Source organism: Oleiphilus sp. HI0043, from assembly GCF_001634935.1.
In genome coordinates this window covers 22,556-39,130 of the sequence record NZ_LWEY01001644.1, presented here as the reverse complement: position 1 = coordinate 39,130, position 16,575 = coordinate 22,556, and the positions used below count along the sequence as shown (strand labels likewise).

Here is a 16,575-nt window from a genome sequence, read left to right as displayed (position 1 = left end):
CGATAACCCCGATCTATCAAAGCACTCGCACAATCAGCATCAACTGCCATGAAAATACTTGGTCGCTTCGTTGACGCTTCTAACGCATCTAATAAGGGGTGAAAGTCCNCCCGGTGTGTGCTGATGAGGACTTTCACCCCTTATTAGATGCGTTAGAAGCGTCAACGAAGCGACCAAGTATTTTCATGGCAGTTGATGCTGATTGTGCGAGTGCTTTGATAGATCGGGGTTATCGATGTAACGATATGGGGGTTGAGTATTCGCTCTCACTCAACAGTTTTGATGTCAAAGGGAAAGAGAAAAAGTATCTGCGCTGGGCATCTAACTTTGGACGTAGGGGCTTTGTTGTTAAAGAACAGGCTTGGTCTGAGGTGAATGAAGATAGAGTTCGGGATATTTCCGAGCGCTGGCGACAAACCAAGGCGGTGACTAAGCGTGAACTTAGGCTCATTACTCGGCCGCCAGAGTATAGAGATGCTTGGGGAGTCAGGAAGTTTTTCTGTTACCTAAAAGGAGAGCTCGTTGGATATGTGTTTTTTGATCCCTATTTTCAGGATGATAAGATCATAGGTTATACAGCTAATATCATTCGCGCTTGCCCTGGGATAAAACCGAATGGCTTTCTAGATTATACAATCCTTGAAGCAATGAAGGTTTTTCAGAAAGAAGGTGTTGCTCGTTTGTCACTGGGCTTAGCACCCTTGCACGAGCTTCAGAGCTTTCCACATGAGATTGCTTCATTACGCTACTTGCAACAATTAATGTATCGCTATGGAAGTTTTCTATATGCGTTTCAAGCACTTGCTTACCATAAAACTCGATATCGAGCACAGAGTGAACACTGGTTCCAATGTATTCCTCCGGGGATCTCGTTGCCTAAAGCAACCATTGCTACCTTAAAAGCAATACAGGTTTTTTAGTGATGTCTGAAGATAATTCTTTTGTGAGAGGTCGTTATGACAGAACGGCTAGGTTCTACGAAAAGGCCGCGCATTTATATAGTGGTGGTAAGATCATTGCGAGTAAGCGTTGGCAGCTGCGTGACATAAAGCCCGGTGATAAATTACTGTTTGTGGGGGCGGGAAGCGGTGAAGATGTGGTACTTGCTGCGCAAAAAGGTGCCGAGATTACTGTCGTTGAACTTTCACCTAAAATGCTAAAGCGTATTGAATGTAAGCTAGAGAGATTAAGCTTGAACGATCGCGTCGTGCTTGTCCTGGGTGATGCATTTAAGCACCTTAAGGACAGCTATTATGACTATGTGGTAGCGAATTACTTTTTGAATGTCTTCGCTCACCCATTGATGATCGAAATGCTAAATCATCTAAGCTTGCAGCTTAAACCGGGTGGCAGCCTAATGGTTGCGGACTTTGCTCCGATCAGTGGAAACCTAGTGCAAAGACTATGTCAGCGGCTTTACTATTACTCAGCACTATTCGCATTTCATTTAATAGCGAAAAACCCGGTTCACAAAATCTACGACTATACACTTTATGCGAAACAAGCAAACTTGAGCGTTAAGCGCTACCAAATGTTTAAGGTGCTCCCGGGTCAGTCTGATTGGTATCGGTCTTTAGAGCTAGTTCGAAAATAAAGCTTTCGAACTAGCTACTTCAGGACCTAAGCACTATAACGCTGTCGAAGCGCTTCGATACGTTTGTCTAGAGGAGGGTGACTCATAAACAAACCGCCTAATGAATTCTTCAGTTCGCCACTAATACCAAAAGCGACCATTTCAGAAGGCATTTCACTTGGTTTATCGTATTCAGCCTGCAGGCGTGCAAGTGCGCTGACCATCGCAGCGGGGTTAACTAGCTCCGCTCCCGCTATATCTGCTCGATATTCTCTACGGCGGCTAAACCAGAAAACAATCGTGCTAGCGAGCACTCCTAATATCATCTCTGCGACGAAGGTGGCGATAAAAAAGCCCATGCCGTGACCGCTTTCATTTTTGAATACTGCTCTATCAACAAAGCTACCGATAATTCGCGCAAAGAACATAACGAATGCGTTTACGACTCCTTGGATAAGGGTGAGGGTAATCATATCACCATTTGCGACGTGCCCGATTTCATGCCCAAGTACAGCCTTAACTTCCTCACGGCTCATTTTATTGAGTAAGCCTGTGCTTACGGCGACTAAGGCGTTATTTTTATTCCAGCCGGTTGCGAAAGCATTAGCTTGTGCGCTGTTAAATACGCCAACCTCAGGCATACCGATATTGGCTTTTTGAGCAAGATCCTGGACGGTGGTATAGAGCCATTTTTGGTCAGCGTTTTGTGGCTCCTCAATCACTTGAACTCTCATGCTGCGCTTTGCCATGAATTTTGACATCAGCAGCGACACGATTGAACCTGCCATACCGAATATCAGGCAGAAGACAAGGAGGTTATTGTAGTCCAGACCCTGAGCGGTCATGTAACTGCCGACCCCGAGTAGGCTAAGTGTGAAGCTAGCGACTAATACAACGGCTAAGTTTGTGGCCAGGAATAAAAATATTCTCATCATTTTGGTTTATCTCATGTGTGGTGTTATCTGAGAATATATGGACTGAGTGAGAAAGTTCAAGCCTTTTAAGGCTCAAGATGGAGTAGGTTTAATGTAATGAGAGCGGTATATCAGGCATAAAAAAGGCGATCCGAAGATCGCCTTTTTAATTTTTTACTATTAGAAACTACTTCTCTGCGCCCTGACCAAAGTCAGTTGCACCAACGAGCACAGACATGTTGCCATGAGGGTGTTGGTTTTCATACATTAGCTGATGAGAGTCAGGAAGCTCTTCATAGGTAAAGGTTTTAGATAGGCAAGGGTCGACTTTACCTTCAATTACCAAGTTATTTACGCCGATTGCTTGATCATCATTTGCGAAGTGTGAGCCCTGCAGACGCTTCTGACGCATCCAGTGATAACGCAGGTCTAAGGTCGCGTTGAAGCCGGTAGTACCTGCACAAACTACAACCATACCGCCTGTTTCAGCAACGAAGATAGACGTAGGAATAGTAGTTTCGCCTGGGTGTTCAAAGACAACATCAACACCACGACGCTCGCCAAGGATATCCCAGATAGCTTTACCGAATGCACGCGCACCTTTGCTCCACTTAGCGTAAGCGGACTCATCTTTCCAGTGTGGCATCATGCCCCAGTGGTCGAAGTCTTTACGGTTTAGGCAGCCAACAGCGCCCAATTGCATGCAGTAATCAAACTTACTCTCGTCAGAAACAACAGCGATTGGCTTAGCGCCCATTGCTGCAGCGATCTGAATAGCCATACAGCCTAGGCCGCCAGCGCCACCCCAGATAAGGACAACGTCATCCTTCTTAACGTTGTTTGGTGCCCATGCCATAAGCATGCGGTAAGCGGTTGCGCCCACTAGCATATAAGTTGCCGCTTCTTCCCAGTTAAGGTGCTTAGGTTTTGGTAGGCATTGGTGATCCTGAACTTTAGTGAACTGTGCAAAGCTGCCAAAGTTAGTTTCATAACCCCAAATACGAAAGCTAGGGTCATACATTGGATCGGTACCTTTCTGCTCAGCTTTACAGCCTTTCTGCCAGCTACCACAATGAAGAACAACTTCATCACCCACTTTTACGTTAGTAACATCTTTACCGATTTTATAAACGATACCTGAAGCATCGGAACCACCGATATGGAATTCTTCCGGTTCACCTTGCTTGTTACGCGCGCCGATAACGTCAACCGGTACGCCAAGACCTGCCCACACGTTATTATAGTTAACGCCTGCTGCCATAACGTAAACAAGAACTTCGTCATCTTTGATTTCGGGTGTATCAATGACTTCCTTTTGGAAAGCTTTCATCGGCTTACCAAAGCGCTCTGGGCGGATTAGCCAAGCATTCATTTTTGCAGGAACTTCACCTAGTGGTGGCGCTTCACCGATGTCATATAGTTCTTTAGTCATTTAGTTTTCCTCATGATTTAAATGTCGCTAAATTGTTGTTAGTTTTTAAATTCTTTTGATTGTGTTGTTATTATTGTTTAAATTTTGATTCAAGTTGTTGATATGTATCAAAAAATCTAGTCATGAATCTGATTAATGAATTGGGCAATAATTGTTTTAAATCTTAACTCTTTTTCTTCAAGGCTTCCTGTATGGAGGCCTTTATCCTGAGCGAAGTGCTCGTATACCCCTTCACCGAACTCGCCGTAAGCTTGTTTAATCCACTTATGTAAAAAGTAGTTTTCTTGCTTTTCCAAAGCTTCCTGACTAATAGCTTGGTCGCGATATGCAAGTACGTGATCAGCCAGTTCAGTAATACCTTTGCGCTTTATTGCGCTGGTTAAAAATATATCTTTAACATTTGCTTGCTTTTTATCACCGGCATTTTCTACATAAATACTGGCTAATTTTAGACTCGATTTAAGCAAGTGCAGACTTTTTTTCGCTAAATTATCTTCATCACATTTATTGATGATAAAGGTGTCCGGGACTTCCATGATTCCGGCTTTCATAAACTGAACCTGATCGCCAGCCAATGGCTGCATTACCAGGCAGGTATGGTCGCTAAGTTTCTGAACTTCAATCTCACTTTGGCCGATACCGACCGTTTCAATGATGATCAGATCAAAAATTTTTCTTAGCAAGCGCGTTACGTGGAAGGTTTGCTTACTCATTCCACCCAAGTCTTGCTGCGAGGCTTGAGATCGGAAAAATAGTCGCTTGTCTTTTACCGGGAAAATTGTCCGTGTCCGGTCGCCGAGCAGGGCGCCGCCAGACTCATGGCTAGAAGGGTCTATCGCCAAGACAGCGATCGACATGTCCGAACGCTCTTTAAGCAGCGTTAAGCAAAGCTCGCCGATTAAACTCGACTTACCTGCACCGGGCGTACCGGTAATACCCAAGACCATACCTTGTTTGTCGTTACCAGATTGCTTCTTTTCTAGATAAGAGACAATCTGGTGCCGAGTGACAAAGTTCTGCGTGGTATTTCGCTCAAAGACCGAAATTAGTTGGGCAATTGGCCACTTCTCTAGATTGGCTGCTTGCTCTAACTGCTGCGCGACTTTCTCAGGTAGCTCTGACTGCATTTGTGCAGTCAGTTGATCAAGCGCAAGATCAGGCTTAGTTTGCTTTTTGTGCATTAATGACGTCCATGATCTCGTTCATCACTGCCATTAGGTCAAAATCTTTTGGCGTGAAAATGCGCTTAACACCCTTGCTTTGAAGTGATTCAAAGTCTGGTGTTGGAATAATGCCGCCCAGAATGACAGGAATCGCATCCTTGGCATTATTGTTTTCTAACTCTTCAAATAACTGATCAATAATCTCGTTGTGAGAACCAGAAAGCAATGAAATACCGATCACATCGACGTTTTCTTCCAAAGCCGATTGCACGATATCTGCAGCACTTAAGCGAATACCGAAGTAGATAACATCGAAGCCTGCATGACGCGCTGCAACAGCAATCATTTCAGCACCATTTGAGTGGCCATCAAGGCCCGGCTTGCCAACGACGATACGAGGGCGATAGCCATTCGTTTCGATGAATTGCTCAACTTTAGCTCGAACCTGTTCCAGGGTATCTGACTCGATTGTCAGCGCCTGACCATCAACACCTGTTGGTGGACGGAATTCGCCGAAGGCTTCACGTAAGGTATCTGACCATTCGCCCGTGGTTACGCGCGCTTTTGCACATTCAATAGAGGCTGCCATCATATTTTCGCCATTTTTTGCGGCTTCAGCCAAGGCTTTTAGAGAAGCTTCTACACGGGCGGCATCGCGGCTGGTTCGTGTATTGTTTAAGGCATCAATGGTTTTCTGAGCAGCTTCAGCGTCGACCATAAATATACCGCCGTCACTGTCTCCAACGAGTGGTGATTCAATACCGTCTGTCCACTTGTTCTTACCGACCACAACTTGCTCGCCTTGAGCCAGCTTGCTCATTCGCTCGCCTTGAGAAGAAACAAGAGAAGACTTCATATAACCGGTCTTGATAGCTTCAACACAACCGCCCATATCTAGAATCTTATTAATTTCTGCAAAGGCTTGCTCTTTTAGCTCAGCTACTTTTGATTCGATAACCTTAGAGCCTTCGAATAGGTCAGGGTACTCAAGCAAGTCAGTTTCATAAGCCATAACTTGCTGAAGACGCAGTGACCACTGCTGATCCCAAGGGCGCGGAAGGGATAGAGCTTCGTTCCAGGCAGGTAGCTGAAGTGCGCGACAACGTGCGTTACGGCTAAGTGTCACGCCTAATGTTTCGATCAGAATACGCCATGCATTGTTTTCTGGCTGTTCTTCAGTCAAACCCAAAGAGTTAACCTGAACACCGTAACGGAAGCGACGGTATTTAGGGTTCTTAACACCGTAACGTTCACTGGTGATCTCATCCCACATTTCGCCAAATGCGCGCATTTTGCAGGTCTCTTCTACAAAGCGCATACCAGCGTTTACAAAGTAAGAAATTCGGCCAACGCAACGCTCAAACTCTTCTTCATTGAAGCAGTCACGTTCTTTGATTGCATCCAGAATTGTAATTGCTGTTGTCAGAGCGAAAGCGAGTTCTTGAACAGGCGTCGCGCCGGCTTCTTGAAGGTGATATGAGCAAATGTTTGAAGCATTCCATGAAGGAATGTTGTGCAAGCAGTATTCATACATGTCGACGATAATGCGAATAGAATCTTCTGGTGGGAATATGTAGGTACCACGTGCCAGGTACTCTTTGATCAAGTCATTTTGAGTCGTGCCTTTAAGCTGGCTAATATCTATGCCACGCTCTTCAGCTAAAGCAACATACAAAGATAATAACCACATGGATGTACCATTGATGGTCATCGAGGTGTTCATTTCCTCTAAAGGAATGTTATCGAATAGTACTGCCATGTCATCGAGTGAATTGATCGGCACGCCGACCTTGCCAATCTCGGGTTTCGCAATATCATGATCGGAGCTGTAACCACATTGCGTGGGGAGATCCATTGCAATACTTAAACCCGTCTGGCCTTTTGCCAGGTTATTACGGTAAAGCTCATTGGAGGCCCAAACATTGGTGTGTCCGGCGTAGGTTCTGAAAATCCACGGACGGTCTTTGCTCGGCTTATCTTCTTTATCGTAGATCAGATGCGCTTTATTTTGCTCACTCATGTTACTTCATTCCGATGTGGGTCGATTCCGAGAGTACTTGAGGCTCTGTCCTCGACACTGCATGTCGCTAGTTCAATGTTTATTAGAGATCGGTCAAAGCGTCTTTCAATAGGAAAGTTTTTGAATGATCTCTTTTAGGGTTTGCTTAGCCAGCACAACAGCTTGGCTGGCTGAGAATCAAATCGCAATCTACGCTGCGTTCTCGATTAGGGTTCTGGCAATTACTTTCAGTGCAAGAGTCTCTTCAGCACCTTCAAAGATAGAGAGTACGCGGGCATCAATCCAGTAACGGCTCACTGCTGATTCTTCTGCATAGCCCATACCTCCGTGAATCTGCAATGCCTCACGTGTTAGCCACTCAGAAGACTTACAAGCAAATAGTTTCACTAGGCTGGCTTCCATCTGGCCTTTGCCTTCATCCATCAAACGGCCTACGGCGTAGGTAAACTGGCGCGAAGCGGTCATCAAGGTCGCCATGCGAGATAGTTTGCTTAGGGTAAGCTGGTATTCACCCACAGGCTGGCCAAATACTTTACGTTCTTGTGAGTAGCTGATCGCACGCTCATAAGCGGCTTGCATGAGGCCATTTGCACGTGCAGCAGTTTGGATACGTCCACCAGAGAAACCTGCCATCGTGTAATAGAAGCCTTTACCCAGGCCTTCTTCACCACCTAACAAGTGGCTGTCTGGAACAAAGACATTATCGAAGAATACGTCGAAAGAGTGCATGCCTCGGTAACCGATTGTTGGGATTGCTTTCCCGCTTAGCTTACCGCCACCTTCTTGCTCGTATTCAAAATCATGGCCGTCGAAAGAAGGTTTTTCAACTAGGAACATGCTTAAGCCTTTGTGGCCCAAGCCTGGATCAGGGTTAGTACGCGCTAGTGTTAACAAAACGCCAGCTTTACCGCCAAAAGTACACCATGTTTTCGCGCCGTTAAGTACCCAACCACCGTCAACTTTTTCAGCTTTTAGTTTCATGCCTGCAACGTCAGAACCAAAATCTGGCTCGGTAATGGCAACTGCGCAGGATGGGTCAGCCCAAGCTAGCTTTGGCAGCCAATATTGTTTCTGTTCTTCAGTACCACCGGCCATGAGAGCTTTAGAAAGAATCTCAGGACGTGTAATCAAACTACCTGCTGCGGCTAAAGAGCCACGAGACAGTTCTTCAGTTACAACGATCATGCCCATGTTATCTTCACGGTCGTCTGGCTGTAAGCCGTCGTAGCGCTCTGGAATAGACAAACCGAAACAGCCCATTTCAACCAATGGCTTTAGAATTTCATCAGGAACCATCAAATCTTCGCGATGAATATGCTCTGCTTTTGGCATGACAACGTCTGTTGCAAAGCGCTGGAATGATTCACGCATGATTTCTTTATCTTCATCAAGTAAAGGATCAGTTGTGCAGCCATCTTGACCTAGCATGATTTTACCAAGCTCAACAAGTTTAGCAGTTTGCAGGTAGGTGTCGCAGAAATCCACAACAGCATCGTTGTCAAAGCTTTCAGCAAACTGTTCTTTAGACAAACCAAACTCTCTGGGTTTGGTGGCTAGACGAGCTTTAGTGCTTTGTACGGCTTCAGCACAGAACATCAATGCAATCGTTTCTTCGAGGTAGAGTTCTTCTTGTTCGCCTTTAGAGGCTCTGATTTTTTCAGCGTAATCACAGATTGAGCTAGCGGCTGCAATTTCAGCAGAAGCGTAGGCGAGGTCATAGGATACAACCTGGTATTCGTCTAATTTATGCCCGGAAAGGCGGCCCGTTTCGTTCAAGCACAGGTGCTTGATATGGCTTAGAGAAGTGTTGAGGGCATTCTGCGCGTGGCTGACGACAGCGCGTGCGTTCGAGATTAGCGTTGATGCTTGTCCAGACAAAGGGGAATCTCCTAATGTAAATACGTAGAAAAAAATCTAAAAAAATGGGTGTTAACTATAATTAACCGGCCATAATATAGGAAAAAAAAGGGTAAAAAAAGCTTTTGGCTGAGGCTATATTTTCTTTCGAATGAATTTAGCTGGTTAGTTGGGAAAAGTATTTGTTGCCAGGTCTATATCTAATTGGTACTACTTATAAATTAAGCTGGCGTGTGCTGACTTCAGGAAAGTGCATAATATTGGTTTCTACCATGCTCTTTTGCGTAATAAAGTGCAGTATCCGCTTCTTTTACTAACTCGCTTCGGTCATTACGAAAATTTGGTGTCGTGGTTGCACCACCAATGGAGCAGGTAATATTGATGACTTGACCATCTATTTCGAACTCTAAGTCTGATACTGCCTTAAGCATGCGCTTGGCAATATTCTCGGCACCATTTTTGTTTGTATTAGGTAGCAAAACGATAAACTCTTCACCGCCGTAGCGTGCGACGCAGTCAGAAGGTCGGGCAACCTCATCGTTGATCGCTTTGGCTGTTTTCTTCAAACAGTCATCGCCAAACATGTGACCATAGTTATCATTGAGGTTTTTGAAGAAATCCAGGTCAATCATAATGAGACTTAATGGGCAGGACATTCGCGAGCAGCGTTTCCACTCTTTACTGTATTCTTTATCAAAGAACATTCGATTCTTTAGCTGTGTGAGCGGATCTGTGGTGCTTAATTGTTCCATGAGCTCAGCCCTCTCTTCTGCAACCAAGTGATTGGTAATCGCAGACCAGTAGTCGTTATGGCTCGCTTTGGAAGAGGTGAATATGTAAGTCAGGCAGATACTGCATAACAAGGCATACATTAAGTTGCTGGTACTGCCATCATGAATCAAGGCGCCAATCACGGGCAGAAGCATAAAGATAGGGTAGAGAGTCCGGATTTCCGAAGATATGCTCAGTGTACTAGCACCGCCGACAGTGAAGGCGGGGGTAATAATTAAAATAGCGGTTTGCATCACTGTTAAACTGTCATCATAGATAACCCAGGCCGACATGCAGCCCCAATGAAGTGCTGCACCAAGAATAGTGATGACAAGCCATTGATGTAAGACGGGAATGTTAGGTGAGGGGCTACGGTTAAGTATTAATAGATGAGCAATTCGCAAGGCAGCAAATAATATGATTAGCCCCGTGTTTAGATAGAGAAAGCTGGGGTTGACTTGATCAAGGTTGAAGGTAAAAGCCAGAATTACCCAAACACCAAAATAGGTTAATATGCCGCTCTTTGCTCTATTCGTCAGGTCAGCTAAAGCATGGCTTTGCAGTTGTTGATGGTAATGAGGCATTTTTTATTCTGGCCTTCCGGTTTATCTTTATTATTTGCGTCTATATATCTGGCAGTATAAAGCATTCCTTACTAGGGCGTGATAATAATTTTCCCAATATGCTTATTAAGAGACAAGGTTGAAAAAGCTGACTGATAATCGGACAAACTAAAGGATTGAGCAATAACTGCTTGTAGATGACCTTCGCTAAATCCGCGACGAATTGCAGTAATGGCTCTTTGCTTCTGTTGCTCCTGTTCTAGTGTCTGGTCGACCGTATAGCCTTTTAGCGTCAACAAGCGCTTCATCAATACACCTGCGTGAATATCCATGGGCCGCCTGTCGAGCATTCCCTGAATTACAATTCTACCGCCTCGTGTTGAGGCTTTTACCAGGCCATGTGTGCCAGGGCCTGCCACGGCATCAAATACCAGGTCGCTTCCTTTTCCCTGGGTTATGCTCATCACTTCTTCGGCATATTTGAGGTTAGCTTCATCATCTCTGTCTTGGACGATGACATGCGGTGCGCCGAGTTGGCTCAGTATTTCTGCCTTTTCTTGACTAGTTGTGGTGGCTATGGGGTTTGCGCCAATCATGTTGGCGATTTGGGTAGCCGCGATACCCACGGAACTTGATGCTGCGGTGATAACGACATTTTCACCCGGTTTGAGGCCTCCCGCTTCAATCAAGCCTCCCCAGGCAGTGAAGTAGGCCATCCAGATTGCGCCACAGTGTTCATCGGGTACCGAGTCAGGGCTCGGTATGAGCGATGCTTCGTTATAGGCTCCATATTCTGCCAGTGTGCCTTGTGAATGAACATCAAAGCTCATTGGGCATAGGGCCACTTTGTCACCTAGCTTAAAGTTACTTTTACCGTCAGCTGGTAATGCGTCAACAATCCCGGCGGCTTCGAAGCCTAACCTGCTTCCTGGGTTTGGCTTGATAAAGTAGCGGTTTTGACAGAATAGAAGGTCGCCTCGATTCAAACCAATGGAGCGTATTCTTACTCCTACCTGGCCTGGTAACGGGGCTGGTTGATCTTGTTCTATCAGTTCAAGGCTATCCAGGTTTGGTGGAGAGCTTATGCTTAGGGCTTTCATAGTTTGGCTGTTCACGCTAGAAGGGTCGTTAATTTGGTGCAATATTGAAGCTGATGTTGCTCAAAAAAGCTATAGGTTTTTAAAAGACATAAGCAGCTGAAATCACACCTGTAAGAAATAATTCACTAAACTAACACGCCGCCTTAAGAATGTTTGTTCAAACTGGGTTTACAGTAAAAGAATCTTAAGGGGAGTAGCAAGATGCTTGAAGCCGTTTATCAATCGAAGAAAATTTCCAAGGAGCAGCTTTCCGGGCAGATGCTTGGCGTATCAAACCTGATACTGGGAATGAGTGTTGCCATGCCGCGTCTACTTCTTAGCTGGCTAAGTGAATGCGCTGAACAAGAGCGAGTTGCGCCGTTTAATTTGTATTACATGCACGGCTCAGAACATCTACGTAATACGCTTCTTAAACCGTCTTTGTCGGGGAGGATCTCGCCCAGGCCATTATTCTTAAGCGCCTCAGACCGACAAGCGCTGGCTGAGTCAAAAGATGAAGCATGGATGCAGTTTGTACCGACTAATTTTCATCAGGTTGGACGTTTGCTGACTGCCCATATATCACCGGATTGTTTTATGGTGGCAGTCTCAAGTATGGATAAACACGGTTATTTTAGTCTGGGGACTAATGCCGACTATGGCGCGAGTGTCATTCGTAAAGCCAGGCGAGTGGTGGTTGAGGTTAACTCGAATATGCCTAAAACGTTTGGTGAATGTACCATTCATATTTCCGAGATTGATGCACTGGTCGAACATGATGAGGCTCTGTGCGAAACGCAATTATCTGAGCCTGGTCCAATAGACAAGATAATTGCCAGTCAGATTGCAGAACATATCCATGATGAAGATACATTGCAGATGGGAGTTGGTGGTGTGCCAAATGCGGTGCTCGGAATGTTAGATAGCCACCGAAATTTAGGCCTGCACTCTGAGTTGTTTTCGCCCGCGATGGTTAGGTTGATTCAGTGGGGAGTTCTGACCGGTAAGAAAAAATTCTGGATGCAGCACAAGCACGTGTTTACCTTAGCTTTGGGTGACAAAGCGATGTATGACTTTATGGATGATAACCCTTCGATCGTTGGTTATCCTGCTTCCTGGGTGAATAATCCGGCAGTGATCAGTAAGAACAATAATATGGTTTCTGTAAACGCTGCAATCGAAGTTGATTTGACGGGGCAGGTGAATGCAGAGCATATGAATGGTCAGCAGTTTTCAGGCACCGGAGGGCAGTTGGATTTTGTGAGGGGGCTTATATGGCCGAGAATGGCCGTTCTTTTATCGCGCTTCATTCTACAGCAAAAAAAGGTCAGGTGAGTCGAATTGTCCCACGCATAGAGGGTGGGGCTGTGACCGATACCCGTATGGATACGCATTATATTGTGACGGAAAATGGCTGTGTAGATTTAAAGGGTAAATCTTTAAGTGAAAGGGCTGAGCTACTAATACAGCTGGCGCATCCCAGGTTTCAGCAAGAGTTGATCGATAGTGCCCGAGCAATGGGGGCTTTGGGAAAAAGTGGGCGAAAGTTGCCCGGTGCAGAAATTGCTTCATAGTTAAAGAGAGGGACGCTTTTATGACTTGGGTCATTGAGGATTATTCCTTTCTAGTATTACAATCGAATAGAAATATCTCTGACATAAAAGTGTCTTAATATGCCAAGGATATGTTTTGTTAAACCCAGTGATGAGGATAGGGAATTGAATACAGATTTTTTGAAAGATCTAAACGAAAAAGCAAAGGAATCACTGGCGCCTATGAGTAAAGTTGGTGAGTTAATGACCAGCTCTATGCAGGAAACCTTCAAAGCACAAATGGAGTCGGCGAAAAAATATTCAGACTTTGCATCGGCCCGTTTTAAAGCATTTACCGAAGTAAAGGACCCTGAGTCTTTACAGGATTTCTTTAAAGAGCAGATGGAAGCTTTTGGCGAGCTAAACGAGCAGATGATGACTGATATTCAAGCACTTAGCGATGCTGGAAGTAAGTTTCGTGAAGAGTTGGAAGAAATTATGAAGTCGGCTTCAGAGCCCAAAACTGAAGCAAAACCAGCTGCTAAAGCGACAAGTAAAGCAAAGTAGTGGTATGACAATGAAGGCCAGTACTACTTAGCAGTTCTGGCCGTTCATGACTTTTTTCGCAGGCACTTTCTCCATACCGCTATCTATACCTCTAGATTGGGTATTTAGCCCTTTTGGCTGCCTGTTCTATAAGAATAATTAGGAACACGCTCTTATGACGAAAAACCTTTTTGATAATCCCTATTGGAAAATGAGTGCCAAGGCAATGGAAGAAAGCCAGCGCGCTTTAACTTACCTTTCAACTCAATTGAATGAAGAGCATGGTAGCTTGCAGGCTGTTGCCAGTGATGCTACAGAGTCTTATCTAAAGTATGTCCAAGAGGTTGTAAAGCATCCTTGGGAAACGACAAAGCAAACGGCAGACTTGGGCAAGAATTACTTTCGTGTCGTTAAGTCGGCTTTATCGCAGGTTGCGGGTCGAGAGGTTGAGCCGGTCGTTGAGGCGGAAAAAGGAGATTTTCGATTTAGTGATGAAGGCTGGGTTGAAAACGCTTATTTTAACTTTATCAAGCAAGCTTATTTGGTGACCGGTCGTGCATGGTTAGATAGCATTAATTCTATGCCAGGCCTTGATGATAAAACGCGTAGCAGAGCAGAGTTTTTTGTCAGGCAGCTCGTTAATGCCGCATCACCTTCAAACTACATTCCTACAAACCCAGAGCTTTTAAGTCTTACGATTAAAACTCGCGGTGCCAATCTGGTGCAGGGCTTTGAGCGCTTTGTAAAAGACTTGGAAAAAAGTGCTGATACCTTAAAAATCACCATGACGGATGATGAGGCCTTTCAGCTAGGTGAAAATATTGCGACCACCAAAGGAAAGGTTGTTTATCGTTGCGAGTTGTTTGAGTTGATTCAATACTCTCCGCTTACCGATAAAATCACTGAGACGCCTTTGCTGATCATTCCACCTTTCGTCAATAAATTCTATATTCTCGATTTATCAGAAAAGAATTCCCTCGTGCGATGGGCGGTAGAGCAGGGGCAGACCGTCTTTATGGTGTCTTGGTTGAACCCGACTGAAAAAGAGCGGAATATCGGTTTCGACCGCTATGTCACCGACGGTGCATTACATGCTCTAGAAGTGGTTGAAAAACAAACGGGGATCCGTGAAATCAATGCGGCGGCCTATTGTATTGGCGGCACCTTATTAATGACTACGCTAGCCTATATGGCTGCGCGTAAGCTAAAGCCTCGTGTTAAGTCAGCAACGCTTTTTACGACCTTGACAGATTTCTCTGATCCGGGAGATATTGGTGTATTTATCGATGACCATACGATTAAAGCGATAGAACATCAGAATAATCAAAAAGGCTACTTCGATGGCAGAGTGATGGCGGTTTCATTCAGCAAACTGCGTGAGAACTCTCTGTATTGGAATTACTATATCCAGAACTATCTAAAGGGTGAGTCTCCGACGCCTTTTGATCTTTTATACTGGAACTCCGATAGTACTAATATCACCGGTGCTTGTCATAACGAGATGCTGCGAAAATTCTATATGGAAAATCGTTTGGTTAAACCAGGTGCTTATGCGGTCAATGGCACCAAAATAGACTTGTCCAAAATAGAAGTACCTTTGTATTTTATCAGTACCCATCAAGATCATATTGCCAAGTGGCGTGTTACCTATGAAGGTGCCAAAATCTGCAAAGACAACGCAACCTTTGTGCTGGGTGAGTCCGGTCATATAGCGGGTATTGTTAACCCTCCAGCGAAGAAGAAGTATTCTTACTGGACGAATGAGAATATTGTTGACGATGCGGATGAGTGGCTCGCGGCGAGTGAGCACCATAAAGGCAGTTGGTGGACACATTGGAACGACTGGCTCCAGCCCTATAAAGGCGAAGAGATCGAAGCTCGTTTGCCCGAAGCAGGAAAGCTTGAAGTCTTATGTGATGCCCCTGGTACCTATGTAAAACGTAAGCTTGGTGTGATGAACTGATAGAAGAAACTATCGTTCTAGGGCAGGCTTTTGTTTTTAATAAAACGCTGCCATTCTAGCAAGGCTTGTTGGAAGTCAAGTAAACCACATTCTGCCTGGAGCTCCTGGTCATATAATTCTGTATTTTCAGGAAGCTCTTCGTAGACCTCATAACCGAGAGCGTTCGCAAGAACTTCTGCTCCCACTTTGTCTAACCTGAGTTGAAATTCAGAGCCTTGAAAGTGGTATTGAGTGATTTGTCCTTTTTCCACTTTGTCTATTATTGTTAAACCTCGTCAATTGCGACGATAGTCTTTAGCTCCATATTGAAGTAAGTAGCGATAGCTTCATGGCCGCTAGAAAATAGGGCTTGCGGCTGGGAACTCTCATCAAACAAAAACTCGTAATCCAATTTTGGCCTCTGTTGTTTGATTAAAACATTTCCAAATCACCATCTTCAACCAGGTGCTCTACAATTTGATCGTTTTCAGTAAACTTTTCAGGTGACCAGCTAAGGTTGAAGATAAGGCGTTGATAGATGGTGATTTCATCAAAGCGGAATTTAGGGTCGATCAGCTTAAACTTAAAGCATAGTTGAGGCTCGGTTGAACCAAAGGACATATGTTTTTGAGAGTGGTTTACCAGCGTTGGGACATAAATACGATTGCCTTCTAAACTCTCAACGGAAGAGAAGTAGCAAGAGCGTGCTTTACCCCAAATCAGGTTGGTGGCTTCGTTGAGAATCGAGTTAATATCATTGCGATTCGGACGCATTGAATGAATGGCAGTTGCGTCAGAGCGAATTAAATCAGTGATTTCCTTTTCAGTGGTCTGCAGCATCATATAACCACGGCACCAGTCACTTTCCAAAGGAATCAGTGTGAACAATTCACCATAGATTAATTGGTCTTTTACCAGGTAGGGGTAATCACAATGAACTTTTACCCCGGGGATCAGGCTTTCAAATACTTGAGTAGAGATCTCCTGAAAGCCCTTGGCCAACTCCAGAGGGTAATACATGCTACAAATATACTCGTTGATCAAACCGTTAAGTTGGTCAATGTTGTTGTTTTCATAGCTGCCAGCAATCGCTTGAAGGACTTCAGGAGAAAGTTCTTTACGCGTTACTCTGCGTAAAAATATCGGTAGTTCAGGACGTTTGCGGTGAATCTGGAGGCACAAA

The 16,575-nt window shown here is 44.8% G+C and carries 14 protein-coding genes and 1 pseudogene; 5 read left to right on the top strand and 10 right to left on the bottom strand.

From position 1 onward, the window contains the following. Positions 1 to 113: 113 nt before the first annotated feature. A complete protein-coding gene (locus A3729_RS25105; protein ID WP_068634398.1) occupies positions 114 to 920 on the top strand; it encodes a DUF2156 domain-containing protein in 807 nt (268 codons plus the stop codon). 2 nt (positions 921 to 922) lie between these two features. Continuing rightward, a complete protein-coding gene (locus A3729_RS25100; RefSeq protein ID WP_068510408.1) occupies positions 923 to 1,594 on the top strand; it encodes a class I SAM-dependent methyltransferase in 672 nt (223 codons plus the stop codon). 26 nt (positions 1,595 to 1,620) lie between these two features. On the opposite strand, the gene htpX is transcribed toward A3729_RS25100, so the two are convergent. From htpX to A3729_RS25065, 7 genes are all read right to left on the bottom strand, one after another. Beyond that, entirely contained in the window at positions 1,621 to 2,508 is an 888-nt protein-coding gene (gene htpX, locus A3729_RS25095) for a protease HtpX (protein WP_197476066.1), read from the bottom strand. Between the two features lie 166 nt (positions 2,509 to 2,674). Next, positions 2,675 to 3,919, bottom strand: a complete 1,245-nt coding sequence (ccrA, locus tag A3729_RS25090; protein ID WP_068513768.1) for a crotonyl-CoA carboxylase/reductase — start codon at positions 3,917 to 3,919, stop codon at positions 2,675 to 2,677. A 116-nt stretch (positions 3,920 to 4,035) separates the two neighbouring features. After that, complete coding sequence (locus tag A3729_RS25085; protein ID WP_082865307.1) at positions 4,036 to 5,100, bottom strand: GTP-binding protein; 1,065 nt, start codon at positions 5,098 to 5,100, stop codon at positions 4,036 to 4,038. Then, positions 5,081 to 7,102 (bottom strand): protein meaA, encoded by a 2,022-nt coding sequence (locus A3729_RS25080; protein WP_068513771.1) that lies wholly within the window; start codon positions 7,100 to 7,102, stop codon positions 5,081 to 5,083. The genes A3729_RS25085 and A3729_RS25080 overlap by 20 nt, the downstream gene beginning before the upstream one ends. 189 nt (positions 7,103 to 7,291) lie before the next feature. Next, positions 7,292 to 8,980, bottom strand: a complete 1,689-nt coding sequence (locus tag A3729_RS25075; protein ID WP_197469631.1) for an acyl-CoA dehydrogenase family protein — start codon at positions 8,978 to 8,980, stop codon at positions 7,292 to 7,294. Between the two features lie 221 nt (positions 8,981 to 9,201). After that, on the bottom strand, positions 9,202 to 10,314 hold the full coding sequence (locus A3729_RS25070; RefSeq protein WP_068513774.1) for a GGDEF domain-containing protein: 1,113 nt from the start codon (positions 10,312 to 10,314) through the stop codon (positions 9,202 to 9,204). A 71-nt stretch (positions 10,315 to 10,385) separates the two neighbouring features. Continuing rightward, positions 10,386 to 11,393, bottom strand: a complete 1,008-nt coding sequence (locus tag A3729_RS25065) for a zinc-dependent alcohol dehydrogenase family protein (protein WP_068513777.1) — start codon at positions 11,391 to 11,393, stop codon at positions 10,386 to 10,388. 201 nt (positions 11,394 to 11,594) lie between these two features. On the opposite strand from A3729_RS25065, the pseudogene A3729_RS34165 reads away from it, so the two are divergent. From A3729_RS34165 to phaC, 3 genes and pseudogenes are all read left to right on the top strand, one after another. Further along, positions 11,595 to 12,946: pseudogene (locus A3729_RS34165) on the top strand (acetyl-CoA hydrolase/transferase family protein). Positions 12,947 to 13,090: 144 nt separating this feature from the next. Beyond that, positions 13,091 to 13,471 (top strand): phasin family protein, encoded by a 381-nt coding sequence (locus A3729_RS25055; protein ID WP_068511741.1) that lies wholly within the window; start codon positions 13,091 to 13,093, stop codon positions 13,469 to 13,471. A gap of 154 nt (positions 13,472 to 13,625) precedes the next feature. Then, positions 13,626 to 15,413 (top strand): class I poly(R)-hydroxyalkanoic acid synthase, encoded by a 1,788-nt coding sequence (phaC, locus tag A3729_RS25050; protein WP_068513780.1) that lies wholly within the window; start codon positions 13,626 to 13,628, stop codon positions 15,411 to 15,413. 17 nt (positions 15,414 to 15,430) lie between these two features. Here the strand turns inward: phaC and A3729_RS25045 are convergent, their stop codons facing one another. From A3729_RS25045 to A3729_RS25040, 3 genes are read right to left on the bottom strand one after another with little or no spacing between them, the layout of a single operon-like run. After that, positions 15,431 to 15,664: a YacL family protein gene (locus A3729_RS25045; protein WP_197469623.1), complete on the bottom strand. Its 234-nt coding sequence runs from the start codon at positions 15,662 to 15,664 to the stop codon at positions 15,431 to 15,433. A gap of 14 nt (positions 15,665 to 15,678) precedes the next feature. Continuing rightward, positions 15,679 to 15,804, bottom strand: coding sequence for a YacL family protein (locus A3729_RS34295; protein WP_197469622.1), 126 nt, complete (start codon positions 15,802 to 15,804; stop codon positions 15,679 to 15,681). Between the two features lie 20 nt (positions 15,805 to 15,824). Beyond that, positions 15,825 to 16,574 (bottom strand): chemotaxis protein CheX, encoded by a 750-nt coding sequence (locus tag A3729_RS25040; protein ID WP_068633895.1) that lies wholly within the window; start codon positions 16,572 to 16,574, stop codon positions 15,825 to 15,827. Position 16,575: the final 1 nt, after the last annotated feature.

Bases quoted from the DNA above. Each gene is read 5' to 3' on its own strand.
- htpX (WP_197476066.1), bottom strand. From the start codon at position 2,508: ATGATGAGAATATTTTTATTCCTGGCCACAAACTTAGCCGTTGTATTA.
- A3729_RS25070 (WP_068513774.1), bottom strand. From the start codon at position 10,314: ATGCCTCATTACCATCAACAACTGCAAAGCCATGCTTTAGCTGACCTG.
- A3729_RS25065 (WP_068513777.1), bottom strand. From the start codon at position 11,393: ATGAAAGCCCTAAGCATAAGCTCTCCACCAAACCTGGATAGCCTTGAA.
- A3729_RS25100 (WP_068510408.1), top strand. From the start codon at position 923: ATGTCTGAAGATAATTCTTTTGTGAGAGGTCGTTATGACAGAACGGCT.
- A3729_RS25085 (WP_082865307.1), bottom strand. From the start codon at position 5,100: ATGCACAAAAAGCAAACTAAGCCTGATCTTGCGCTTGATCAACTGACT.
- phaC (WP_068513780.1), top strand. From the start codon at position 13,626: ATGACGAAAAACCTTTTTGATAATCCCTATTGGAAAATGAGTGCCAAG.
- ccrA (WP_068513768.1), bottom strand. From the start codon at position 3,919: ATGACTAAAGAACTATATGACATCGGTGAAGCGCCACCACTAGGTGAA.
- A3729_RS25080 (WP_068513771.1), bottom strand. From the start codon at position 7,102: ATGAGTGAGCAAAATAAAGCGCATCTGATCTACGATAAAGAAGATAAG.